Annotated in this window: 20 protein-coding genes and 2 pseudogenes; 8 read left to right on the top strand and 14 right to left on the bottom strand. The window is 50.8% G+C overall.

Annotated elements, in window-relative coordinates; all coding sequences use genetic code 11:
- Positions 1-16: 16 nt before the first annotated feature.
- From dmsD to M975_RS06600, 5 genes and pseudogenes are all read right to left on the bottom strand, one after another.
- Entirely contained in the window at positions 17-643 is a 627-nt protein-coding gene (gene dmsD, locus M975_RS06580; RefSeq protein WP_064558045.1) for a Tat proofreading chaperone DmsD, read from the bottom strand.
- A gap of 55 nt (positions 644-698) precedes the next feature.
- Positions 699-1,556, bottom strand: a complete 858-nt coding sequence (locus tag M975_RS06585; protein ID WP_064558046.1) for a dimethyl sulfoxide reductase anchor subunit family protein — start codon at positions 1,554-1,556, stop codon at positions 699-701.
- A 1-nt stretch (position 1,557) separates the two neighbouring features.
- A pseudogene (locus M975_RS06590) lies at positions 1,558-2,175 on the bottom strand (DMSO/selenate family reductase complex B subunit).
- A 10-nt stretch (positions 2,176-2,185) separates the two neighbouring features.
- Positions 2,186-4,624, bottom strand: a complete 2,439-nt coding sequence (gene ynfE, locus M975_RS06595; protein WP_064558047.1) for a selenate/tellurate reductase subunit YnfE — start codon at positions 4,622-4,624, stop codon at positions 2,186-2,188.
- A gap of 231 nt (positions 4,625-4,855) precedes the next feature.
- Positions 4,856-5,155 (bottom strand): DUF1161 domain-containing protein, encoded by a 300-nt coding sequence (locus M975_RS06600; protein ID WP_064558048.1) that lies wholly within the window; start codon positions 5,153-5,155, stop codon positions 4,856-4,858.
- A gap of 109 nt (positions 5,156-5,264) precedes the next feature.
- Here M975_RS06600 and M975_RS06605 point away from each other — a divergent pair, with 109 nt between their 5' ends.
- Complete coding sequence (locus M975_RS06605; protein WP_083967852.1) at positions 5,265-5,975, top strand: YnfC family lipoprotein; 711 nt, start codon at positions 5,265-5,267, stop codon at positions 5,973-5,975.
- Between the two features lie 35 nt (positions 5,976-6,010).
- Positions 6,011-7,009, top strand: coding sequence for a bile acid:sodium symporter family protein (locus tag M975_RS06610; RefSeq protein ID WP_064558050.1), 999 nt, complete (start codon positions 6,011-6,013; stop codon positions 7,007-7,009).
- Between the two features lie 18 nt (positions 7,010-7,027).
- Here M975_RS06610 and add read toward each other — a convergent pair whose 3' ends face one another.
- The 4 genes from add to malX form a co-directional block, all read right to left on the bottom strand.
- Positions 7,028-8,029 (bottom strand): adenosine deaminase, encoded by a 1,002-nt coding sequence (add, locus tag M975_RS06615; RefSeq protein WP_064558051.1) that lies wholly within the window; start codon positions 8,027-8,029, stop codon positions 7,028-7,030.
- 171 nt (positions 8,030-8,200) lie between these two features.
- Entirely contained in the window at positions 8,201-9,028 is an 828-nt protein-coding gene (cho, locus tag M975_RS06620) for an excinuclease Cho (protein ID WP_064558052.1), read from the bottom strand.
- 200 nt (positions 9,029-9,228) lie between these two features.
- Positions 9,229-10,401, bottom strand: a complete 1,173-nt coding sequence (locus M975_RS06625) for a MalY/PatB family protein (protein WP_064558053.1) — start codon at positions 10,399-10,401, stop codon at positions 9,229-9,231.
- 41 nt (positions 10,402-10,442) lie between these two features.
- Complete coding sequence (gene malX, locus M975_RS06630; RefSeq protein ID WP_064558054.1) at positions 10,443-12,035, bottom strand: maltose/glucose-specific PTS transporter subunit IIBC; 1,593 nt, start codon at positions 12,033-12,035, stop codon at positions 10,443-10,445.
- Between the two features lie 186 nt (positions 12,036-12,221).
- Here malX and M975_RS06635 point away from each other — a divergent pair, with 186 nt between their 5' ends.
- The 4 genes and pseudogenes from M975_RS06635 (at position 12,222) to M975_RS06645 (ending at position 14,303) form a co-directional block, all read left to right on the top strand.
- Complete coding sequence (locus M975_RS06635; protein WP_064558055.1) at positions 12,222-13,256, top strand: Mal regulon transcriptional regulator MalI; 1,035 nt, start codon at positions 12,222-12,224, stop codon at positions 13,254-13,256.
- Positions 13,257-13,274: 18 nt separating this feature from the next.
- Positions 13,275-13,469 (top strand): annotated as a pseudogene (locus M975_RS23330) (hypothetical protein); the annotation flags it as partial.
- 64 nt (positions 13,470-13,533) lie between these two features.
- Positions 13,534-13,983: an STM2901 family protein gene (locus M975_RS06640; RefSeq protein ID WP_064558056.1), complete on the top strand. Its 450-nt coding sequence runs from the start codon at positions 13,534-13,536 to the stop codon at positions 13,981-13,983.
- Positions 13,977-14,303: a DUF1493 family protein gene (locus M975_RS06645; protein ID WP_064558057.1), complete on the top strand. Its 327-nt coding sequence runs from the start codon at positions 13,977-13,979 to the stop codon at positions 14,301-14,303. Before M975_RS06640 ends, M975_RS06645 begins: the two co-directional genes overlap by 7 nt.
- Positions 14,304-14,323: 20 nt before the next feature.
- Here M975_RS06645 and M975_RS06650 read toward each other — a convergent pair whose 3' ends face one another.
- From M975_RS06650 to manA, 3 genes are all read right to left on the bottom strand, one after another.
- On the bottom strand, positions 14,324-14,809 hold the full coding sequence (locus M975_RS06650; RefSeq protein WP_064558058.1) for an Hcp family type VI secretion system effector: 486 nt from the start codon (positions 14,807-14,809) through the stop codon (positions 14,324-14,326).
- A gap of 342 nt (positions 14,810-15,151) precedes the next feature.
- The gene (locus M975_RS06655) at positions 15,152-16,702 is read right to left on the bottom strand and encodes a YdgA family protein (RefSeq protein WP_064558059.1); all 1,551 of its coding nucleotides are present in this window, start codon (positions 16,700-16,702) and stop codon (positions 15,152-15,154) included.
- A gap of 163 nt (positions 16,703-16,865) precedes the next feature.
- Entirely contained in the window at positions 16,866-18,038 is a 1,173-nt protein-coding gene (gene manA, locus M975_RS06660; RefSeq protein WP_064558060.1) for a mannose-6-phosphate isomerase, read from the bottom strand.
- Between the two features lie 218 nt (positions 18,039-18,256).
- On the opposite strand from manA, the gene fumA reads away from it, so the two are divergent.
- Positions 18,257-19,903, top strand: coding sequence for a class I fumarate hydratase FumA (fumA, locus tag M975_RS06665; RefSeq protein ID WP_064558061.1), 1,647 nt, complete (start codon positions 18,257-18,259; stop codon positions 19,901-19,903).
- A gap of 183 nt (positions 19,904-20,086) precedes the next feature.
- Positions 20,087-21,484 carry a class II fumarate hydratase gene (gene fumC / locus M975_RS06670; protein ID WP_064558062.1) on the top strand — a complete coding sequence of 466 codons (1,398 nt, stop codon included), beginning with the start codon at positions 20,087-20,089 and terminating at the stop codon, positions 21,482-21,484.
- Positions 21,485-21,502: 18 nt separating this feature from the next.
- Here the strand turns inward: fumC and tus are convergent, their stop codons facing one another.
- Together tus and rstB are read right to left on the bottom strand one after the other, a co-directional pair.
- Complete coding sequence (tus, locus tag M975_RS06675) at positions 21,503-22,432, bottom strand: DNA replication terminus site-binding protein (RefSeq protein ID WP_064558063.1); 930 nt, start codon at positions 22,430-22,432, stop codon at positions 21,503-21,505.
- Between the two features lie 101 nt (positions 22,433-22,533).
- Complete coding sequence (rstB, locus tag M975_RS06680; RefSeq protein WP_064558064.1) at positions 22,534-23,850, bottom strand: two-component system sensor histidine kinase RstB; 1,317 nt, start codon at positions 23,848-23,850, stop codon at positions 22,534-22,536.
- Positions 23,851-23,868: the final 18 nt, after the last annotated feature.

The following is a 23,868-nucleotide window of genomic DNA, read 5'->3' on the forward strand; positions in this document are numbered from 1 at the left end:
ACCGTTTCTCAGATTCTTAGAAATAAAGCTCTTTACTGGCAACCGGGATCAGCATTTCTGCACGCCAGTCAGCCAGCGTGATTTGGGTCAGCTCGCCCAATGCCAGGTAAAACGGGTGCTCAGCATTGGCGATAAACAGCTCCAGAAAACGCCCACTCCACGGCAGAATATGCCAGGCGAGTAGTTCATCCACTTTCTGATGCAAGCCTTCTTCGGCAAGCCAGGCCGCCAGCATCAGCAACAGACCGATATGGTCATCCGGCTCGTTGGTCTCTTGCTCGTTGGCGATGTCGTTCTTACGCATCCAGCGGCGCAGTTCAAGCATGGAATCGCCAAACAGCACTTGCTCTTTATCGAGATAAACCGAGCCCCACGGAGAAGCCGGTAAAGCGTAAGGGCCAATGAACAGGCGCTGCCAGGCTTCGCTGAGTGACTCTTCGGAATAATTGAACCCATCAGCCATGCGTTGAGCGATAGCGGTCAATTCTTCATGCTGCACCGGCCATTGTTCTGCCCATACAGGGTCTGCAAGACTGGCGTAAAGCGTTGCTACGTCCCGGCTGCCTGGCTCTTGATAAAACAGTGCGCCGAGCACTCTTCCCGTCAGGGCGATAGTTGCCATTCTTTGCTTAATTTGAGACATCGTTCTTTTCCTTGTTGCGCAGGATGCGCGAGTTTTCCCGCGCATTTTGTATTAATTAACCTGCTACCGCCATGCCAACTGTCATATGCAGGCCGTAAAAAATACCCCGGCCAATACATTCGCCGATAACGACCAACACAAAGCCAATGAACAAGCCAAAGGTTGAGGGCTGCGTGCGGCGCATTAGCGGGCAAATCCAGCAGCCTAAACCGAGCGCTAGAAGCGCGATACGCCACACCTGAAGCGAGGCGTAATCAGGAACCAACGCGCGGGCTTGCTGCACTGAACTTTGGATACCAGCCAGTTCGCCGCCTTGTAGCACGATAACCGCAATAGCCACAAACAGCGCCAGCACGCTCAGCGTTGCCAGTTTAATGCTCTGGAACCTGAAGCCGATGCTCTGTAACAACATTGCTCCGAGCAGCGGACCGCCAAGCAGCACCGTCATAAAGAAACTCAGCGTGGTGTAGCCATTATGCCAGGTCGGCACGGTATCAATCTGGTAAACACGCGTCATTGCCCAGACAAAAACCAGCCCCAACACTATCGTGGCAGCAAGCCAGACGCGGCCAATCGCGACAGGCATTTTCTTTAACACAGTAATCAGCCACCAGAAACCGCCGACCGCGAAGAACACCGAACCGCTGGCAATTTCATTACTCAATGCTGAATGGCCCACGCGATTAAGCGAGTTAAACGCCCGCAGCGGTGAGCCGAGGTGCATCACCGACGCAATAAAAGCAACGCCCATCAGCACCCAGATAAAGAACATGGAACGCACGATTTTTTGCTGTAACTCGCTGTTGTTACTGGCTGCATTCCATGCCAGCCCCATCACGATTACCGCTCCAACTACGCACTGGCCCAGTACGGTAAACAACACCAACGGCCATTCATGCCATCCGCTTCCCATCTCATACCTCCTGAGGATTGGCCAGATAACCGGTTTTATCCCCACAAGGGCGGCTGTTGGCATTAGGTTTAATCACAATATTGGGTTTGGTGAAGTGCGCCGATGGCAAGGGGGCGATTGCCGCCTGCTCACCATATTTTTTGCGCAGTTCATCAATGGGGGCCATATCCAGCGCACGTAGCGGGCAGGATTCAACACAAACAGGTTTCTTGCCTTCGGCAATGCGCGAGTAGCAACCATCTCACTTCGTCATGTGGCCTTTTTCTGCATTGTACTGCGGCGCACCGTACGGGCAGGCCATATGGCAATAACGGCAGCCAATACACACGTCTTCGTTCACCACCACAAAACCATCTTCACGCTTGTGCATCGCACCGCTCGGGCAGACTTTGGTACAAGCCGGATCTTCACAGTGGTTACAGGCGATGGATAAGTAGTAAGCAAACACGTTTTGCTGCCACACACCGTTATCTTCCTGCCAGTCACCGCCCGCATATTCATAAATGCGACGGAAGCTGACATCCGGGCCTAAGTTTTTGTAATCTTTGCATGCCAGTTCGCACGTCTTGCAGCCGGTGCAGCGACTGGAATCAATATAAAAACCGTATTGCGTTGCCATCAGCTACTCCTTAAGCCTTCTTGATTTCGACCAGATTGGTGTGTTGCGGGTTGCCTTTCGCCAGTGGTGAAGGGCGTTGCGAGGTTAGTGTGTTGATGCACGAACCATGGTCGATGCGGTCGCCCGCCATATTCGCCTCATGCCAGGCACCCTGACCCATGGCTGTCACGCCCGGCATTATGCGCGGTGTGACTTTCGCAGGAATACGTAACTCACCGCGCCCGTTAAACACGCGCACCATATCGCCGTTGGCGATGCCGCGTTTTTGCGCATCTATCGGGTTCATCCACACTTCCTGGCGGCAGGCGGCCTTGAGGATATCAATGTTGCCGTAGCTTGAGTGGGTACGCGCTTTGTAGTGGAAGCCAAACAGTTGCAGCGGGTAAGAGCTGCGTTCTGGCGCATCCCAGCCGTCGAAAGTTGAGGCGTAAACCGGCAGCGGGCTGATGGTTTCGTCTTTTTCTAACTCCCAACTGCCCGCGATTTCCGCAAGTTTGCTGGAGTAGATTTCAATCTTCCCGGACGGGGTTTTCAACGGGTTGGCATCCGGATCGGCTCGGAACTCTTTATATGCTACAAAATGGCCGTTCGGGTCTTTACGTTTATAAATCCCCATCTCGCGAAGCGCTTCGTAAGACGGCAATGCCGGGTCTTGTTCCAGCATCTTCGCGTAGAGATATTTCAGCCACTCTTCCTGGGTGCGCCCTTCGGTAAATTTCTGGTAGATATCCGGCCCCAGGCGGCGCGCCACTTCGCTGGTTATCCAGTAAATCGGTTTACGCTCAAACTTCGGCGTGGTGGCCGGCTGGATAAAGATCAGGTAGCCCATGTTTCCGGCATAGTCGTTCGGGATAATGTCTTCTTGTTCGACGGTCATTAAGTCCGGCAGCAGAATGTCGGCATATTTTGCCGACGAGGTCATGAAGTTTTCGATGACCACAATCATTTCGCACTGGCTGTCGTCTTGCAGAATATCGTGCGTTTTGTTGATGTCGGAATGCTGGTTGATGATGGTGTTACCGGCGTAGTTCCAGATGAACTTAATCGGTACATCGAGCTTATCTTTGCCGCGCACGCCGTCACGTTTGGCCGTCATTTCCGGACCGCGGGCGATGGCATCCGTCCAGCTAAAGCAGGAGATTTGTGTTTTCACCGGGTTGACCAGCACCGGCATGCGTTCAATGGTGATGGTGTAGGTCGATTCACGAGCGCCGCTGTTGCCGCCGTTAATGCCGACGTTACCCGTCAGAATGGGCAGCATAGCGATGGCGCGGGAAGTCAGCTCACCATTTGCCTGGCGCTGTGGCCCCCAGCCTTGTGCAATATACGCAGGTTTAGCACTGCCAATTTCACGCGCAAGCTTAATGATTTTATCGACCGGAATACCGGTAATGGCAGACGCCCAACGCGGTGATTTTTCAATGCCATCATCGCCCTGGCCGAGAATATATGCCTTGTAATGGCCATTGGCTGGTGCGCCTTCTGGCAGCGTTTTTTCGTCGTAACCGACGCAATACTTATCAAGGAACGGTTGGTCGACGAGATTTTCGCTAATCAGAACGTGAGCGATACCGGCAACCAGCGCGGCGTCTGTACCTGGGCGAATCGGTACCCATTCATCTTCACGCCCGGCAGCGGTGTCGGTGTAGCGTGGATCGATAACGATCATTCGCGCATTGGAGCGTTCGCGAGCCTGCTCAAGATAGTAAGTAATGCCGCCGCCGCTCATGCGGGTTTCGGCCGGGTTGTTGCCGAATAACACAACCAGCTTACTGTTTTCGATATCGGACGTGCTGTTGCCGTCGTTGCTGCCGTAGGTATAAGGCATTGCACAGGCAATTTGCGCGGTACTGTAAGTGCCGTAGTGGCTGAGGAAACCGCCATAACTGTTCATCAGACGGGCAACCAGCGAGGCGTACGGCGAAGAACGCGTGATATTACCGCCGACAATTCCGGAGGTGTAGTTGATGTACACCGCCTCGTTACCGTATTTTTCTACCGTGCCTTTCAGGCTTTTGGTGATGGTATCGAGCGCTTCATCCCATGAAATACGCTCAAATTTCCCTTCGCCACGAAGACCTACGCGTTTCATCGGGTAGTTCAGGCGTTCCGGGTGATTGATACGGCGGCGGATTGAACGGCCACGCAGGCAAGCACGCACCTGATGGTCACCATAAATATCGTGCCCGGTATTATCGGTTTCCACCCAGGTGACTTCATTATCACGAACGTGCAAACGCAGGGCACAGCGGCTACCGCAGTTTACAGAACAGGCACCCCAGACAACTTTATCTTCGTCAGGGGTGACTGCAGCACCTACCGCAGTGGCTGCAGCACGCAGGCCAAAGGGCAGGGAAATACCGCTTACGGCAAGGGCCAGCCCGCTAATGGCGCTGCCTTTCATCAGGGTTCTACGGGATATTCCATCAGGGCAAAATGGGTTCGACATAACTCACTCCATGAAGTGTTATCTCAGTTGGGATGTCATTGTTATCGTTGTTATGTATGAATGACGGCGGTGCGGAATATTGCTTATCAGGCGAATATTATCGGCAGGAACGATTTTTACTCATTAAGGAGTAGGAGTTGTTAACGCGGGTCAAAGTTAGTGCGACTTTTGAATGAAACTTGATTTGGCTGCGAGTCTTTAGCGCGGGGCGATGGCGCCCCGGCAAAAAGATTACTGTGGTTCGGCAGATGTGCCGTCTTGTGTCGTACTGCTTGACTGGGAATTACCGCTGCTGGTGCGCGTATACAGAATTTTCTGCGTATCATTAGCACAGTGCCCAACAACTTGTGCGTCTGGTTTATCAGCCTGGTCATTTGGGACAATGGTCAAACTAAATCCTGATTCCGCGACGCCGTTGTTGATGATTTTTTGCTGAATGTCTGCCTTAACTTTGTCGCATGACGTCTGTGCAGCCAGCACGGGGGCCGCCGCTGCCAAGAGGCATATACCCAGCCAGATTGAACGTTGCATGGTCACTTCCTTATATTGAGGATCCACTATAAGAATAGTCGCTGTAGTGTAAATTGTTGTATTTGCTTATATCATGTTCATTACATTTCAAGTTGGGGACAGCACTTACGTGAAGAAAATCATTATCCTTTGTGCACTGGCCGCGTCGATTGCCGGTTGTGATAATCAGACTATTACACTCTCCTACACCCCAGAAATGGCAAGTTTCTCGAATGAATTTGATTTCGACCCGCTACGTGGGCCGGTCAAGGATTTCAGCCAGACGCTGATTAATGAAAAGGGTGAGGCCGTTAAACGCGTTGTCGGTTTCATATCGAAAGAAGGCTGTTTTAACGAACTCGAATTTCACGATCTGGAAAGCAACTCTGGCGCTACGCTGGTGCTTGATGCCAATTACTATCTTGATTCTCAAAGCCGTGAAAAAAAGGTAAGACTGCAGGGAAAATGCCAGCTGGCGGAGTTACCTCAGGCTGCTGTGACCTACGAAACCGACGATCATGGTTTTGTTGTTTCTGCCCACACTAAAGAGACTGCTATTGTTTACCACTATGACGCAGACGGTTATCCCTTAGGTAAAACAACCACCGCAGACAAAGAAACCCTGGCCATTACGGCGAAAACCGGTAGCGACAAAAAGAAAAAACTCGATTACACCTCTGAAAGTACGCTCAACGGTAAGCCCGTCGGCACGACGAAACAGAGCTGTGACTATGATGGTCATTTCAACCCGCTGGAATGCGTGCTGAGTATTACCGACGAAAGTGTCAAACCGCCTAAAATTCAAAGCTACACTATCAAAAACAGTATTAATTATTATTGATACTCAAGGTCTTGCCTCGTGTTAAAGGAAAGCGGATGAACTGGTTGCAGCGTCTTAAAATTGATACTTTTTTGCTGATTATGATTGCCGTGGTGGTGCTGGCTTCGCTGTTTCCCTGCGAAGGTATCGTCAAAACCTTGTTTGAGTACCTGACCACGGCGGCCATTGCGCTGCTGTTCTTTATGCATGGCGCTAAACTTTCGCGTGATGCCATTGTGGCGGGAATGGGCCACTGGAAATTGCATCTGGTGGTGTTTCTCAGCACCTTTGCACTCTTTCCATTGCTCGGCCTGGCGATGGGGTTCTTGTCGCCTGCAATCCTTAACCAACCGCTGTACATGGGCTTCCTCTACCTTTGCGCTCTGCCTGCAACCGTTCAGTCGGCGATTGCTTTTACCTCCGTTGCGGGCGGTAACGTAGCGGCTGCGGTGTGTAGTGCTTCGGCATCGAGCATTCTGGGGATTTTCCTGTCCCCGGTTCTGGTTGGCGCATTGATGAATACCCAGGAAGGCTCTACCGACACGTTGCACGCGATTGGCAAAATCGTTCTGCAACTGATGGTGCCGTTTGTGGTGGGGCATTTATCGCGCCCGCTGATTGGGCGCTGGGTCGATAAGCATAAAAAACTGATTAGCCTGACCGACAGGTCCTCTATTTTGCTGGTGGTTTACGTGGCTTTTAGCGAAGCGGTGGTGGAGGGGATCTGGCACCAGGTTAACGGTTATTCGCTGCTGGGCGTGTTGGGTTGCTCCATTGTATTGCTGGCGATTGTGCTGGTTATCAATACCTGGGTCGCGCGCTTTATGGGGTTCAATACCGCTGATGAAATCACCATTGTCTTCTGTGGCTCCAAGAAAAGTCTCGCCAATGGTATACCGATGGCGAACGTGCTGTTCCCGGCCAGTGCGGTGGGCATGATGGTGCTGCCGCTGATGATTTTCCACCAGGTGCAGTTAATGGTTTGTGCGGTGCTTGCGCAACGTTATGCGCGAAAAACGGCGAAGGAAAAAAGAGAACTTGAGTCAGTTTCCTGACTCAAGTTTATCGCGAGATTAAGCCGCGCGGACTTTAGCGATCAGCGCCTGCTTTTCTGCATCTGACAAGAAGGCAATGGTTAAACCATTCTGTTGTGCGGTGCGGATTTGCGTGGCACTCAGACCCGCTTGTGGCGCGGCAACGGTGTATTCATGAATTATATCGATACCCTGAACAGCCGGGTCATCGGTATTAATGGTCGCCAGCACACCTTTATCGAGGAAGGTAATCAGCGGGTGTTTATCCAAAGAGGCCACGGTGCTGGTTTGGATATTGGATGTCAGGCAGGATTCGATACCAATACCGTGTTCAGCCAGGAAATCCATCAGCGCCGGGTCTTCAATCGCTTTCACGCCATGGCCAATACGCTCAGCGCCAAGTTCACGAATTGCCTGCCAGATACTTTCCGGGCCAGCCGCTTCGCCGGCATGAACGGTGATATGCCAGCCCGCATCACGCGCACGGTTGAAATGGTTTAAGAACAGGCTACCCGGGAAACCCAGTTCATCGCCCGCCAGGTCCAGCGCAGTGATTCCATCGCGATGAGCCAGTAATGCTTCCAGCTCAGCAAGGCAAGCAGCCTCACCAAAAGTACGGCTCATGATGCCAATCAAACGCGCTTCAATACCAAAGTCACGGCAACCCTGGCGCACACCTTCAATGACCGCTTCGACCACACCGGCAACCGGCAGATTGTGCGTCATTGCCATATAACCCGGCGAAAAACGCAACTCGACATAGTGCAGGCCATTTAAGGCGGCATCTTCAATGTTTTCCCATGCGATGCGGCGGCAGGCATCAAGGTCGGCCAGAACTTTCACGCCCCAGTCCAGTTTTTGCAGGAAACTCACCAGGTCAGGCGCGGTTTCTACGACTTGTACATGAGGGCGCAGAGACTCAAGAGTATCTGCCGGAAGTGGCAAATTAAACTGGCGGCCGAGATCGAGGATGGTTTGTGCACGAATATTGCCATCAAGGTGGCGGTGCAAATCAGTTAACGGCAGGGTGGTATCAATCATGGTCGCACTCTTTTTTTGATTAAAGTGCGTCACATTATAGCATGAGGTTTTAAGCCACTCTAAGCAAAGATAATCTCATGAATTAAAACGTAAAAAGTGACCCGAGGGAGATATTTACCACGTAATGTTGTTACGTATTTGTACCTAATCAAGACCCTTGTCGCTCGCCCGTTAATCTAATGCCAGGATCTTCACCGCGTCGCTCTGGAAAACATATCGACACAGAATCTTGTAACTGTCCCGGTCAAAATGTGAAGGGGGAGTGACCATTTCTTTGCCAGACGCGAGAGAGCTTACTGTTCCCAGATACAACCAGTTATTCAATACATGATATTCGGCTTTATCTCCGGATGTCTCTTCTATGGCAATTCGCCCCGGATAGGGCCAGCTGCGGATTTTTATCGACTCGAGAGAGTCTTTGAGCCTTTGCTGATGGTTTTCCAGGGTATCTGCCCCGCAGCATGCTCCGCCACATTTGCCCAGCGAGTAGCGAAAGCAAGCTCTGCCAGCAGATAACTTTTCTAATCCCAGTACGCCATAGCAAAGTTTTTCCTGGTCTGCGAGATCTCGGATTTGCTCAATCGCCGCGTGTTTGGTTTTGAACAGCCCGAACAAGTCCTGCGCATGCGTGAAATTTGTCTCATTGCTGAAAACAAATTGCGTGGTTTTATCTGTTATACGAAGCGAACAGAGCTTGCGAGCGATGCGTAATCGTTTGTTGAACAAAGGACTTTGGTTTTTTATCAGTTGCGATTCAAGCAACAGGGCACCAATTTCACCAATGGTCTGGTGAAATTCAATTCGCGTGGTCATGTGCAGTAATTTCGCTTCAGATTGTGTTCTGAAATGCGACTGGACACGGCTACGAATGTTGATGCTTTTCCCTATGTAGAGAGGGAAGGTTTGATCTGAACCGTAGAAAATATAGACCCCAGGACTTGAGGGAAGCGTATCGAGGGTATGCCGAAGGTGTTCAGGGTATTGGTATTGTAGGGTCATGCTTTAGTTAATTTCATCAGGCAAGAAAACAGAAAGAGTGGGTTGCAAACAATTAAGAGTTGGTCGTGTTTTAACCAGTTCATCGTACTGATCAATCAGCACATATGCAACATTACCGAGCGTGGGGGGACTTTTCAGTTACCAAAACCAAAGGGGAGTTGCCTCCCCTGATCGTTCGAATTATTCAGATTCTGGATTTTTTACTGCAACGACTTAATCGCCGCAACTAAACGCTTCACGCCTTCTTCGAGCTTCACTCGTGGGCAACCCGCATTCAGGCGCACAAACCCTTTTCCTTCCTCACCGTAAGTATATCCTGGCATGATGGCGACCTTTTGCTGCTCAATCAGTGCTTTTTGCAGCGCGTTGTCATCAATGCCTAACGGGCGTAAATCGATCCATGCCAGATAGGTTGATTCTGGCGGTTGCCAGTTGAGTTGCGGGAACGCGCTGTTCAGCGCATCAGCCACATAGCGAAGATTGCCCTGAAGGTAAGCGCGCAGTTCATCCAGCCATGCGCTGCCTTCCTGATAAGCGGCAATATGTGCAACAACCGCGAGGATCGCCGGCGATGAAAGTCCATCCTGACCTTTGAGCACATTCAGGTATTTTTGGCGTTCATCGGCATCGTTAATTAAGCCGTAAGCCCCTGTTAGTGCCGGAATATTAAAGCTCTTTGAGCCAGAGGTGAACAGCGCCCACTGACCTTTGCCTACTTCATTCCATGGCGTGTGCTGATGACCTTTCCACACCATATCCATATGAATTTCATCGCTAATCACTCTGACACCGTGGCGTTCACACAATGCTGCCATGGTTTCCAGTTCGCTGCGCGTCCACACTTTCCCTGTCGGGTTTTGTGGACTGCACAGCAGCATGATTTTGCATTCAGGCTTTGCCAGCTGGGCTTCGAGTGCTGCCATATCGCACATCCAGTCATTCTCTGTTTTGTGCAGCGGGGCGCTAAACACCTGGCGCTTATTCCCTTCGATGGCTTTATAAAAGGCGTCATATGCTGGGGTGTGGACTAATACTGCATCACCGGGTTCTGACCACTGGCGAATCAACTGCGAAACCATGTAAATGACCGATGGGCCGTACACCACCGATTCTTTATCAATCGTGCTGTTAAAGCGCGTCTGATACCAGTGAGCAATCGCGCCCAGGAACTCGTCGTTCTTCCAGCGGCTGTAACCTAACACGCCGTGCGATAAACGTTGTTGAAGTGCGTTGAGGATCACCGGAGCGGTGGGGAAGTCCATATCGGAAATCGTAAAGGGCAGCAGATCGGCGGCACCGAAACGGTCTGCGACATAATCCCACTGCGTACACCATGTTCCGTGTCGGTCAACGACTTTGGAGAAATCGAACATATCACCTCGCAACAAGCGGGCGCCGGAGCGCCCGTTGTGATTTACGCCTGAGCTGTTTGCATCAGATGCGCCATTTCATCTTTCACCGACTGGACCTGCGGCCCAATCACCACTTGCAGATTGTGCTGGTTAAGTTGCACGACGCCAATTGCGCGCAGGTTTTTCAGCGCAGCGCTGTCAACCAAAGCCATATCTTTCACCGACATACGCAGGCGAGTGATGCAGTTATCGAGAGAGACGATATTTTCAGCACCGCCGAGTGCGGCCAGCATAGCGGGAACATTGTAGCCGGATTTGCCAACCTGTCCGGCAATCGCTTTTTCAGCGCTGCTGGTGGTGTCAATATCGCGCCCTGGCGTTTTGATATTGAAGTGGGTAATGGCGAAGCGGAAGATGGCGTAATACGCGCCAAACCAGATAGCGGCTACCAGCGGCACCAGGTACCATTTTGTTGCCAGGCCATGCAGAATGCCGAACACCACGAAGTCGATAATGTTGCCATCGGTGTTCCCAATAGTCACACCCAGTACCGCCATGATGGTAAAGCCCAGGCCAGTCAACAACGCGTGGATGATATACAGAACCGGAGCAACAAACAGGAACAGGAATTCCAGTGGTTCTGTGGTGCCGCCAACAACGCAGGCGATCACACCAGAAATCAGCAGGCCTTTAATTTTATGACGGTTTTCCGGGCGTGCGCAGTGGTACATCGCCAGTGCGGCACCAGGCAAACCACCCAGGAAGGCGGGCATTTTACCTTGCGAGAGGAAGCGAGTGGCACTTTCAGAGAAACCATGTACGCTCGGGCAGCTTAACTGCGCCTGGAAGATAGTCAGTGCGCCACTGACGTTCTGACCACAAACATCCATGGTGCCGCCAGCATCAGTAAAGCGAATCAGTGCAACCAGGATATGATGCAAACCGAATGGCAGTAACAGGCGCTCACCGGTACCGAAAATCATCGGCCCAAAGACGCCAGCACTGTTAATCATATTACCCAGCGCGTTGATTCCGGCAGCAAAGACCGGCCAAATCAGTGGGATAACCAGACCGACCAAACCCATCACCACGGTGGTGATGATTGGCACAAAGCGGGTACCGCCGAAGAACGCCAGCGCATCCGGCAGGCGCACATTGTGGAAACGTTCGTGAAGCAGGAAAACAATCACCCCGACAATTACTGCACCCAGAATACCGGTGTCGATAGACTGAATACCGAGAATGCTTTGGATGTTATTGGCTTTCAGAATCGCGGCATCTGTAGTCGGCAGAATGCCTTTCGCGGTTAACCAGAAGTTCACCGCAAGGTTCATGACTGCGTAGCCAACAAAACCGGCAAACGCGGCAACACCTTTGTTTTCACGCGCAAGTCCCAACGGGATTGCGATACAGAACATGATTGGCAGGAAGCTAAACGCAAACGAGCCAACTTTGCTCATCCAGGTGAAGATCAGCTGTAAAACGGGGTTGCCTAACGCAGGCAGCAACGTCACAACATCGTGGCTGCTTAATGAGCTACCAATGCCAAGCATGATGCCGCAGAACGACAGCAGCGCCACTGGCAGCATAAAGGTTTTGCCAAGGTTTTGAAAAAACTCCCAAAGCGTAATTTTTTGTGGTGTATTAGCCGCCATAACGACTCCTTTAACCCTGGTTAATAAATGAGTAGTGGTACAAAACGAAGCGGATGATAAAACGTTTTACCAACCTTTATTGCGTGGTAGTTCACAGATTTTAAGCTCGGCAGAGTGCCTAATACATCCATTGGGGTTAAACGTTTTATCACCATATTTTAGAGTCATGGAGGGTTCGTCTCGCTGATGACGACTCAGGAAAAGAAGATAACCATTAACGAAGTTGCTGAAGCCGCTGGCGTTTCTGTCACCACCGTTTCTTTGGTGCTCAGTGGCAAAGGCCGTATTTCACCGGCGACAGGTTTACGCGTTAATGAAGCCATCGAAAAATTAGGATTTGTGCGCAACCGGCAGGCTGTTTCCTTACGCGGCGGGCAGAGTGGCGTGATTGGTTTAATTGTGCGTGATTTGTGCAATCCATTTTATGCCGAGCTTACGGCAGGCTTAACGGACGAGTTAGAAAAGCAGGGCAAATTGCTGTTTCTGACACAAAGCGGTGCGCAAGGCCAACACATGCAGCGCTGCTTCGACATGCTGGTCGCGCAGGGCGTGGATGGCATTATTGTCGCAGGTGCAGCAGGACAGGGCGCCGAGATGCGTATTATTGCTGAGCAGAAAAACCTGCCGCTGGTTTTTGCCTCGCGTGCCAGCTATCTCGATGAAGCCGATATTATCCGGCCCGATAATATGCAGGCCGCACAGCTAGTTACCGAACATTTGATCAAGCGCGGGCATCAGCGTATTGCCTGGCTGGGTGGCGACGGTGCGTCGTTAACCCGCGCGGAACGCGTCGGTGGTTATTGCGCCACATTGTTGAAATTCGGTTTGCCGTTCCACAGCGAATGGATAATCGAGTGCGAGCCAAGCCAGAAAAAGGCAGCCGATGCGATCACTACGCTTTTGCAGCACAATCCGACCATCACCGCCGTGCTTTGCCACAACAGCACCGTGGCGATGGGCGCATGGTTTGGTTTACTTCGCGCAGGCCGGCAGAGCGGCGAAGGGAGTATCGACAGCTATTACGACAGGCATGTGGCGCTGGCCGCTTTTGCTGAAGTGATGGACGAGGAACTCGACGATTTGCCACTCACCTGGGTTTCCACCCCCGCCCGTGAAATAGGCCGCAGCGCAGGCCAGCGGATTATCAAACGAGTGCAAAACGATAACGAAGAAGCCCGCAGCCAGATTATGCCTGCGAGATTGGTAATACGTAAAAACTGAAAAGCCTCCCGCGGGAGGCTTACTACCCCATCCAAATATCACCCGACACGCGTCACCGGTGCGGATAAAACCGTCCAGCTTAACCATAAATGGAACGATGAAACTTTCAGCCCGAAAGAGGGCCAATGCTATTTGTGTGGCATCTGGAGCAAGATGGGCACTGCATTCAAAGACAATGACCTCACCGTGCAATTAATGCGGTGGTATACCCCCTCTATTTGTATGACTTTTACTCCAGCGTTATGATGCTGTTCTCTGAGTTAAATGGACTTAAAACATGGATACGGTTGAAGAATTAGGCGGCACTTATTTTTATAAAGGTATAGGTAATATTTCGGCAGGTGAGTTATTTTTTTGGATTCTAATGGATGAGATTGGGGAACAGATGGGAGGCATAGGCGATCTGGGGACTGTTGCGCTGATTCTTCTCGGCCAACCGACACAAGGGACTCGGCAAAAGATGCGTACTGCAACGGTTGGAACTTCCGTAGCCTCAATTTATGCCAGGCGATATCTGGATGTAGCACTTCCATTCCAACTGCCTACGTTTACCAATCAGAGTATTAAATATCTGAAACCTATGTGGGTGAATAATCTTGGTAAGTTCGTTGGTCGTGCGGTACCGGTAATAGGATGGATTTTACTTGCCAGTGACGTGTCTACCATCGTTTATAAAGCCACGTCGCATTATAATAAAATAGCTAGAGGTCACGATAAAATATGGTAACAGATGAAGATGTTCTGTCTTTTTTCAGGAAAAAACTACCTGAACAAGGCACGCTGACATTCAAACGCATTCCATTAAAATTGGATGATGCTTTGCAGGATTACTGCGATCCAGACGATGTGGTTTATGCAATCACTGATTTTGGTGAAAGGTTTGATATTGATGTTTCTGCTATCGATTGCAACAATTATTACCCGTGGAAGGTGGAATGGTTTTTCAGAAAATGGTTTACCAAGAAACCAGTTCTGCAAACTAAAAAACCACTAACTGTTAGAATGTTTGCTGAGTCTGCGAAAGCGGGACGTTGGCTTTATGATTAAGGGGTTGATGCCCCTTGCCATTAACCTACTGCTCGTTCATTCCAGGCATCCGCAAAGACCACATTACCGTCACAGTATTTCCAGGTAATTTTTGCGTAGCGAAGCTGAATACTTTCCATGTGCCCTGTGCCGGGAACATTTTTGATGTCGTGCATTATCGGGGTTATGGAAACCACTTTCACCCCCTCAAGCATCATGTTGAAATATTCCACTTCCTGACCCGCATCATTGATGCGATACCACTTAATTTCAGCCGAATGAAGAGTTTGCCCCGTAGCAACAGCCTTATATAAATACGGGCTTGAAGAATCAAACTCCTTTTCAATCACCATGGCTGCATGTTGGCGAGTCCCGGTTAATTTACCGGTTGCGTTATCAGTTGGAATATTTAGATTATGAGTAAATCCGACAACCTCGATGCTGCCCTCACGTTTGTTTACATCCACTGAACCTTTGATGTCTGCGCCACCATCATCTTTTAGCCATAAATATGCGGGTATTGCCATTTTGATCATCCTTGTTTGTTTACAGTAATTACCCTAATAAAATAACCAACCCGTACATCAGCACCTAACGATAATTCATTTTTTATTTAAGGGGGTATATTTACATTCATACAGATAATAGATTGATTATTTTTATTCACATTAAAGATTAATACTTCTGCTGTGTCCTGAAATAAATTCTTTTATTTCTAGAGTTAATGACTAAAAAAGAAGCCTCCCGCATTGGGAGGCTTTAGACAGCTTACAAAGCTTTTTCGTAGATCGGATTAGTGTAGCGCATCCGGTCACATGCACATATTAGGTGGATGATGCTCTCGCTTAACACCCTCCAAAACATGCAATTTACTGCTGCGGAACAGCCGGAACAGCCGGAACAGCCGGAGTTTCGAGCTCAGGTGCCGGAGCAGCTTCTGGTGCACCGGTACCCGGCATACCAAACATACCTAACAGATCGCTCAGTGGCATTTTCTGGCCGTTGAGAGTCACCTGGCTGTTGGAGTATTGCAGGCTGGAAACCACGTTATTGTTTTCCATGGTGGTGACGCGGAACATTTGGCCCATCGCCGCCAGGCCTTTGATTTGCTGATCGGCAAGTTTAGCAGCCTCAGCTGGCTGGTAACCTTCGAGTTGTGCAACCTGGGTCATTAACTCGGTCGCCATGTCTACCGGAATAACCAGTTTGCTGTCGAGTGATTTCACCACACGGTTCAACTGATCTTCCGGAGTGGTGGCTTCGCCAGTCGCCGTTGCAGGGTCTTTCAGGAACAGAGACAAGTTAAAGGTGCTTTCGCCTTTAGCGTTTTTCCAGCTTAACGGTGCAACGGTGATCACCGGGTCACCTTTTAACAGCAACGGAAGGTTTGCCGCAAACAGCTCAACGATCTGCTGTTGATAGGCTTCCGGGTTCTGCGCGAATGCAGGGTCGGCCAACAGTTTCTGCGATTCAGCGTTATATTTCTGGCTGAACTCGCTTACCGCTGCGCCATCAAGGTTACCGATTTTGAGCGTCAATTTGCCGCTACCGATATCTTTATTCTGCACTTTCAGTGAATTGAGGTTGTAATCAATCTGGCCGGACAGGTGTTTTTTATCGTCCTGCAGTTCAGATTTAGCATTGATAACTAAACCTTCCAGCACCGCCATTTCTTTGCCTTCGATGGAAATAGCTAACTTCTCGATGGAGGCTTTTTGGCTACCGATACGCTCAATGAACTCGCTACGCGCGCTGCTACCGTCGGTCTTGATGCCGTTGAAGGTCATCTGCACATGCTGACCATATTCATTAACGGTGTTCACCAGGCCGCTTTCTGCTTCACCGCTAATGGCAATTTTGTCACCCTGGCCGTCAACATCCGCGTTGAACTGGCCACCGCTGAACGCAACTTTTTGCTCGCCATTTTCGTAATTCAGTGGCAGCAGTGCGATGTCAGAAGAGGTATCGCCGGTGTAACCAATACGTGTTTGTGCATCGATAAAGGACTGGCTTTTAGCAATATCGAACAACGGCTTGGTCGTTGGGTTATTCACAAGCGTTGTGTGAACAGATGCCATAGAAGGCAGCAGGTTGAATTTTTTCAGCTGCGCAAACGGGAACGGGCCGTGATCGATAGTTTCGTTAAACACGATGCTTTGATCAGGTTTCAGGATTGCGCTCGTCATACCATCAGTCGGTTTGATAACCAACTGCATGGTGCTGTGGAACAGACCACGTTTGTAATCCTGGTAGCCCAGAGTCAGGCCAGCTTCCGGCGAGGCTTTTTTCAGTTGGGCGTTAGCGTTGCTAATCATTTCCGCCATGCGGCCTTCGAGTTGCTTACCGGTGTACCAGGCTGAACCTGTCCACACCACACCCAGAGCCACAATAACACCTACAGCAACCAGTGATTTTTTCATTCTGTCGTAGTCCATATTAAGTGCGTGTGCCGGTTATCCTCCGGCAGACGATTGAAATACCGATAACCCTGCATCCTGAAGATGCTCGGGTATCGGTATTTAAGAAAACTAACCCGGTAAGCTTAGCAACCTTGCTTAAAAAGATCAGTAAGTTGCTTGCAACTCAGATTTTGGAATACACCCGCGCAACACGGCCGACACCGCTGATGGACACCGGAGATTCTTGCGCAGAAACAAAGGCAGACTCGCCAGGTTTCAGGACCAGTTGCTGCCCATCTTTACTCAGAACCGCTTCACCTTCGGTACAGAACACAATGGCAGCGCTTGGTTGTGCGAGGCTTGCCTGTTGTGTGCTGAGGTCATGTAAAGAGAAGGCGAAATCATCGACCGGAATAGGGAAGTCCAGCTCGCTGTCGTGTTTCTCAGGTTGAGTCAGCAGTTCAGATGCAGGTTTTGGCACGAACTTGACGTTGGCAACCAGCTCAGGGATATCGATGTATTTTGGTGTCAGGCCCGCACGCAGCACGTTATCTGAGTTCGCCATGACTTCCAGCGCCACACCTTTCAGGTAAGCGTGTGGGGTTTCAGCGAACAGGAACATCGCTTCGCCCGGCTGAAGTTTCACCACGTTAAGCAACAGCGGCGAGAACAAACCGCTGTCGTCCGGATAAAACTCAGAAATAACGCGAATGGTTTCCCACGGCTCGCCTTGTTGATTGTTGAGGGCGGCTTTCAACACGCCGAGGGCGAGAGATTTTTCTTCGCCTTCCATTTTCAACAGGTTGGCAAAAAGCTGTGACAGACGTTCGGCATCAGGTTGTTGTAAGAAATGGGCAATCGCCGGATGGGCCCCGGAAACTGGCTGGAGCAAAGAAACGATATCGGAAAACTCACGGAAAGCATTCATTGCCAGGAACGGTGTTAATGCGAACACCAGTTCAGGTTTGTGGTTAGGATCTTTGTAGTTACGCTCGGCGGCATCTAATGGAATGCCCGCGGCGTTCTCTTTAGCAAAACCCAGTTCAGACGCTTTTTTGTTAGGATGAACCTGAATGGAGAGGGGTTGATCGGCGCACAGCACTTTGAAGAGAAACGGTAACTCACCAAAACGCTCTGCAACGGCCTTGCCTAATAGCGCTGGTTTGTTGGCGTCAATAACGTCACGCAATGAACGAGCCGTACCGTTATCAAGAATTTTTGAGCTACTTTTAGGGTGTGCTCCCATCCATAATTCTGCCATTGGCAGGTTTTCTGGGTTTTCCACGCCATAAAGTTCCGTTAACGCAGTTTTACTTCCCCAGGCATAGTTTTGCACTGAGTTAATGAGTTTTTGCATCAGTAAGCCCTATAGTAATCTAAACAAAGTTACTGCTATTAAACCAATTATCCGCTGTGAAGTAACCAGGGGATTAAAAAGTCGGTTTAGTCTCAGTTTTTGTTAAAAAATTGTGTAGCATGTTAGACCCGTTATCTTTCAAGCCACAGCGGGGTTGGCTCAGGCTTGAAATCTAAAGGGTATAAAAGATAATAATTAACGTAGTAAGTGAGAGAACAATGCCGAATAAAGCCTTTCATTATCAAGAACCGTTCCCGTTAAAAAAAGACGAAACAGAATACTACCTGCTCAGCAGCGATTATGTTTCCGTGTCAGAGTTCGAAGGGCAGGAAGTCCTGAAAGTTGACCCTAAAGCCCTCACGTTACTCACCCAACACGCCTTCCATGATGCCTCGTTTATGCTGCGCCCGGCCCACCAACAGCAAGTGGCCGATATCCTGAATGACCCGGAAGCGAGCGAAAACGATAAATATGTCGCGCTCCAGTTCCTGCGCAACTCTGAAATCGCCGCCAAAGGTATTTTGCCGACCTGCCAGGATACCGGTACGGCGATTATCATGGGTAAAAAGGGCCAGCGCGTCTGGACGGGCGGTGGTGACGAAGAAGCGCTGTCGCACGGTGTCTACAACACCTTTATTGAAGATAACCTGCGCTACTCGCAAAACGCGGCGCTGGATATGTACAAAGAGGTGAATACCGGTACCAACCTGCCTGCACAAATCGACCTCTATAGCGTTGACGGTGCCGAATACAAATTCCTCTGCATCGCCAAAGGCGGCGGTTCGGCGAACAAAACTTATCTGTATCAGGAAACGAAGGCACTGCTGAGTCCTGGCCGCCTTACAGAATACCTGGTTGAGAAAATGCGCAGTCTCGGTACGGCTGCCTGCCCGCCGTATCATGTGGCGTTTGTCATTGGCGGTACCTCGGCTGAAGCGACGCTGAAAACCGTGAAACTTGCCTCTACCAAATACTATGACGGCTTGCCAACCGAAGGTAACGAGCACGGCCAGGCGTTCCGCGATGTGCAACTGGAAGAAGAGTTGCTGAAAGAGGCGCAAAATCTTGGCCTCGGTGCGCAGTTTGGCGGTAAATACTTCGCTCACGATATTCGTGTGGTACGACTGCCACGCCACGGCGCGTCATGCCCGGTTGGCATGGGCGTTTCCTGTTCTGCCGATCGCAACATCAAAGCTAAGATCAACCGCGACGGTATCTGGATCGAAAAACTCGAGCACAACCCTGGCAAGTTTATTCCGCAGGAGTTGCGCCAGGCGGGCGAAGGCGAGGCGATCAAGGTCAATCTGAACCGCCCGATGAGCGAAATCCTTAAGCAGTTGTCGCAATATCCTGTTTCAACGCGTCTTTCTCTGAGCGGCACGATTATTGTGGCACGCGATATCGCACACGCTAAACTCAAAGAGCGTATCGACAACGGCGAAGGTTTGCCGCAGTACATCAAAGATCACCCGGTGTACTACGCAGGGCCAGCTAAAACGCCAGACGGTTATGCGTCCGGCTCGCTTGGGCCAACCACTGCCGGGCGTATGGATTCATACGTAGATCTTCTGCAAGCCAACGGCGGCAGCATGGTAATGCTGGCGAAAGGCAACCGTAGCCAACAGGTGACTGATGCGTGCCATAAGCACGGTGGCTTCTACCTTGGCAGTATCGGTGGTCCGGCGGCGGTTCTGGCGCAGCAAAGCATCAAGAGCCTGACCTGTGTCGAATACGCGGAACTGGGTATGGAAGCCATCTGGAAAATAGAGGTGGAAGACTTCCCGGCCTTTATTCTGGTCGATGACAAGGGCAACGACTTCTTCCAGAAAATACACGCCTCGCAATGTACGCGATGTGTGAAATAGATAACTCAAGCCGCCCACAAGGGCGGTTTTTTTATCCCCCTTCATTCTTCGAGTTACGTCTGTGTTGGCTGCTCTCGCTTACCCGAATCACTTACTTATGTAAGCTCATCGGGATAAGCTCCTTTGCCGCCTTGACGCACCTCGAATTATTTTGGGGGATGCTCTACGTCTAAGGAGAATGAAATGGTAGCCAGTCGCAGTGAAAAAGACTCAATGGGCCCAATCGACGTTCCGGCAGATAAACTGTGGGGCGCGCAAACTCAGCGCTCACTTGAGCATTTCCGTATTTCCACTGAAAAAATGCCAACGGCCCTGATCCACGCGCTCGCCTTAACCAAGCGGGCGGCCGCAAAGGTGAATATGGATCTCGGGTTGCTGGTGGCCGATCGCGGTAACGCTATTATCGAAGCCGCTGACGAAGTGCTGGCGGGCAACCATCCGGATGAATTCCCGCTCGCCATCTGGCAAACCGGATCCGGCACGCAGAGCAACATGAACATGAACGAGGTGCTGGCAAATCGGGCGAGTGAGATTCTCGGTGGTGTGCGTGGCATGGAGCGCAAAGTTCACCCTAATGACGATGTGAACAAAAGCCAAAGCTCAAACGACGTTTTCCCAACCGCAATGCACGTTGCGGCGGTGATTGCGGTGCGTGAACAATTAATCCCGCAACTCAATGTGCTGAAAGCAACATTGCAAGGCAAAGCCGAAGCATTTCACGATATCGTGAAGATTGGCCGTACCCACTTACAGGACGCAACGCCGCTCACTCTTGGCCAGGAGATTTCTGGCTGGGTGGCGATGCTTGAGCACAACCTTAAACACGTTGAAAACAGCCTGCCGCATGTTGCAGAACTGGCGTTAGGCGGAACGGCGGTCGGCACTGGCCTGAATACCCATCCTGAATACGCGGTACGTGTCGCCAAAGAACTGGCAGATATCACCAACCAACCGTTCGTCACCGCACCGAATAAATTCGAAGCACTGGCTACCTGCGATGCGCTGGTTCATGCCCATGGCGCGTTAAAAGGGCTGGCGGCGTCGCTGATGAAAATTGCCAACGATGTTCGCTGGTTATCCTCCGGGCCACGTTGCGGGATTGGCGAAATCGCGATCCCTGAAAACGAACCGGGAAGCTCAATTATGCCCGGCAAGGTCAACCCAACGCAGTGCGAAGCGATGACAATGCTCTGCTGCCAGATAATGGGCAATGACGTAGCGGTGAACATGGGCGGCGCATCGGGCAATTTTGAGCTTAACGTCTATCGCCCGATGGTCATTCACAATTTCCTGCAATCGGTGCGCTTGCTGGCTGATGGTATGGAAAGCTTCAACGAACATTGTGCGGTGGGTATCGAGCCAAACCGTGATCGAATTACTCAGTTGCTCAATGAGTCTTTGATGCTGGTGACGGCGCTCAACACGCACATTGGCTACGACAAGGCCGCAGAAATAGCCAAGAAAGCCCATAAAGAAGGGCTGACGTTGAAGGCATCGGCATTAAAACTCGGCTATCTCACCGAAGACGAATTTGATGCCTGGGTGCGGCCGGAAGAAATGGTTGGCAGTATGAAACAATAAGTTTTACCGCGCCTGTTTCTACTCTTCACAGTACAGATGCAGGCGCGGGATCAACAGCTGCAAGGGCTGCGCATCGGGCTTATAACGGTGGCGAATATTATCCGCATCGTAATTTAGTAATTCCCCCATATCCGGCGGCATTTCGCCGTTGTCAGGGTTGCATAACACGACCAGCGGCGAAGGGCAGGCATGTTGCACCTGTTTTTTGCGATCCTGATACCAGGCCCGCGCGACCGGTTGCACTTTGACGGGGCGCTTAATCTTCAGGCGTACTTTATCCGACAGGCTACTGATGGCATTCAGCTCACGTGTGATCTGTTCAGCCCATTGCTCACGCGTGTAGGGCGGCACAGCGCGATTCGCTTTAAGACTCTTTTCGAGAATGTCGATAATTTCCTGGCGCGTATAGTTCTTAATGATTTGCTTATTCGCCCAGCCAAAATTCAGGGTTGTGGGGTTTTCCAGCAGAGTGATGGTTCGATAGGCGTTGAGGGTAATCAGTCCTGGAAGCTGGCGGTGAACCCATTCGAAACGCTGCACGCTGGGTAAACCCGACTCCACACTAATCATGTTTTCCAGTTCTTGTTTACGCTGGTTAATTCGCGTGATCAGCGCCTGGGTTTGCTGCCGTTCAGTTTCATCGACCTGGTAACAAACGGCTCCTGGCAGGCGAACTGCCGCTTTGCTGCTGGTTTTCTCCGACTGCTGTTGAATGAACAGGTGCGTGAAGTGGGAAAGGGTGGACTGATGCGCCTCTTTACTCAGGCGTTGAGTGACCTCAATCCTGCTGATAGCGTCATGTTCTTTCCCTTTATTCACGGCAGGTAACAGGAAGACACGACCGATGAGTAATCGGTAACTATCGAGTTGTTCACGCAGCTGCTGCAAATCTCGCTCGAGTTCGCGAAACGTGCCGTTGAGCCGTTCAATCAAATCATACTTTGCCATTTCTCACCCTCCATTAGTTACAACATACTTATAAATTTATAACACAGGGCGATGAACCTGACCACCGATGTTGCGATGGTCAGGCAGGGAAAAATGGATTTTTAGCGGTCGGGGGTAATCGATGCCAGCGGTAAAGGGGCTTGTGTTTTTATCGGCCAACTAAAGCGGAAGCGGGCGCCACCAAACGCTCCGCTGTCGACAGTCACTGAACCTTCCATGGCCGTGGCAACGGAATGCACAATCGCAAGCCCAAGGCCACAGCCGCCGGTTGCACGGTCACGGCTTGGGTCGAGGCGAACGAAGGGCTCAAACACGCGCTCGCGCTCTTCAGCAGGGATGCCTGGGCCATCATCTTCGACCTGTAAAATGGCAGTGTCTGTATCAAGCCACAGGCTGATGCGCAGTTTCTCGTTGCTGTAACGCAGAGCATTGTTAACCAGATTGTCCGTGACACGTTCCATTAAACGCAGATCAATCAGGCCAAAATCTCCGTCAGGCGGCGTGTCCAGCATGATATCGAGCTGCGGGTGAATGATTCTGACATCAGCGATGTGTTCATCAAGCCAGCGCGGGACATTGACTTTCGCCAGTTGTAACTCCGTTTGCGGGCGGTCGAGTCGGGCGTAAGTCAACAGTTCTTCAATCAGTGCTTCCAGTTGGCCGATATCCCGGTTTAGCGCCAGCGACTCCGCTTCAGTCAGATTATCACTCATTTCCAGGCGATAACGCAGGCGGACCAACGGCGTGCGTAGTTCATGGGCTATACCGTCAATCAGCAGTTTCTTACTGGCAATTTGCGCGTTGATGCTGTCGGCCATCTGGTTAAAGGCAACGCCTAAACGTTCAAAACTCGAGGCGCTGTCGAAATGGATTCTCTCTTCCAGATGCCCTTGACCTAATCTTTGCGCCGCCGTTTCAAGTTTTAGCATGTCCTTCCAGTGGGGACGCATCCAGATGAAGACCGGGAAGGCGAGGGAAATGGCAATAAATGCCATCAATGCGACGTCCAGCAATCGCATCTGATGCAGGAAGAAGAGATAAGGAATCGGGCCGACGGCCAGAACATAATGGCTGCGAGGGATGCGCTGAATAAAGGTGTACTCATCGTCGAGGGCGACAATTTCCCCCTCGCGCAGGTGGTGCATCGTCATTTCATCGAGCTTGAATTTGTCTATGGGTTCGATATGGAGTTTAAACGACAAATTGAGATCGAGATCTTTGATTGTCCGGTTCCAGTCACGCGGTGGAATTTCACGCAACTCGCTGCGCATTAAATACAGCGAGCTTTTCATCAAATCATCCAGTGACTGGCGGCCCGCACGCTCAGCGGTGAATTTGTAGACCAGGCCAACCAGCATGGTCATCACCAAAAAGCAGACGAACAGCAACAGATAGAACTGAATAAATAACTTTTTCAATGAAAATCACCGGGTTAT

The organism is Buttiauxella brennerae ATCC 51605 (assembly GCF_001654925.1).
Taxonomy (GTDB): Bacteria; Pseudomonadota; Gammaproteobacteria; order Enterobacterales; family Enterobacteriaceae; genus Buttiauxella; species Buttiauxella brennerae.

What these genes read in the sequence shown, in the direction of transcription:
- add (WP_064558051.1), bottom strand. Translation starts at nt 8,029, where the DNA reads ATGATTGATACCACCCTGCCGTTAACTGATTTGCACCGCCACCTTGAT.
- dmsD (WP_064558045.1), bottom strand. Translation starts at nt 643, where the DNA reads ATGTCTCAAATTAAGCAAAGAATGGCAACTATCGCCCTGACGGGAAGA.
- fumC (WP_064558062.1), top strand. Translation starts at nt 20,087, where the DNA reads ATGGTAGCCAGTCGCAGTGAAAAAGACTCAATGGGCCCAATCGACGTT.
- M975_RS06640 (WP_064558056.1), top strand. Translation starts at nt 13,534, where the DNA reads ATGGATACGGTTGAAGAATTAGGCGGCACTTATTTTTATAAAGGTATA.
- ynfE (WP_064558047.1), bottom strand. Translation starts at nt 4,624, where the DNA reads ATGTCGAACCCATTTTGCCCTGATGGAATATCCCGTAGAACCCTGATG.
- tus (WP_064558063.1), bottom strand. Translation starts at nt 22,432, where the DNA reads ATGGCAAAGTATGATTTGATTGAACGGCTCAACGGCACGTTTCGCGAA.
- M975_RS06625 (WP_064558053.1), bottom strand. Translation starts at nt 10,401, where the DNA reads ATGTTCGATTTCTCCAAAGTCGTTGACCGACACGGAACATGGTGTACG.
- M975_RS06645 (WP_064558057.1), top strand. Translation starts at nt 13,977, where the DNA reads ATGGTAACAGATGAAGATGTTCTGTCTTTTTTCAGGAAAAAACTACCT.
- M975_RS06650 (WP_064558058.1), bottom strand. Translation starts at nt 14,809, where the DNA reads ATGGCAATACCCGCATATTTATGGCTAAAAGATGATGGTGGCGCAGAC.
- M975_RS06600 (WP_064558048.1), bottom strand. Translation starts at nt 5,155, where the DNA reads ATGCAACGTTCAATCTGGCTGGGTATATGCCTCTTGGCAGCGGCGGCC.
- M975_RS06655 (WP_064558059.1), bottom strand. Translation starts at nt 16,702, where the DNA reads ATGAAAAAATCACTGGTTGCTGTAGGTGTTATTGTGGCTCTGGGTGTG.
- manA (WP_064558060.1), bottom strand. Translation starts at nt 18,038, where the DNA reads ATGCAAAAACTCATTAACTCAGTGCAAAACTATGCCTGGGGAAGTAAA.
- M975_RS06635 (WP_064558055.1), top strand. Translation starts at nt 12,222, where the DNA reads ATGACGACTCAGGAAAAGAAGATAACCATTAACGAAGTTGCTGAAGCC.
- cho (WP_064558052.1), bottom strand. Translation starts at nt 9,028, where the DNA reads ATGACCCTACAATACCAATACCCTGAACACCTTCGGCATACCCTCGAT.
- fumA (WP_064558061.1), top strand. Translation starts at nt 18,257, where the DNA reads ATGCCGAATAAAGCCTTTCATTATCAAGAACCGTTCCCGTTAAAAAAA.
- M975_RS06585 (WP_064558046.1), bottom strand. Translation starts at nt 1,556, where the DNA reads ATGGGAAGCGGATGGCATGAATGGCCGTTGGTGTTGTTTACCGTACTG.
- malX (WP_064558054.1), bottom strand. Translation starts at nt 12,035, where the DNA reads ATGGCGGCTAATACACCACAAAAAATTACGCTTTGGGAGTTTTTTCAA.
- M975_RS06610 (WP_064558050.1), top strand. Translation starts at nt 6,011, where the DNA reads ATGAACTGGTTGCAGCGTCTTAAAATTGATACTTTTTTGCTGATTATG.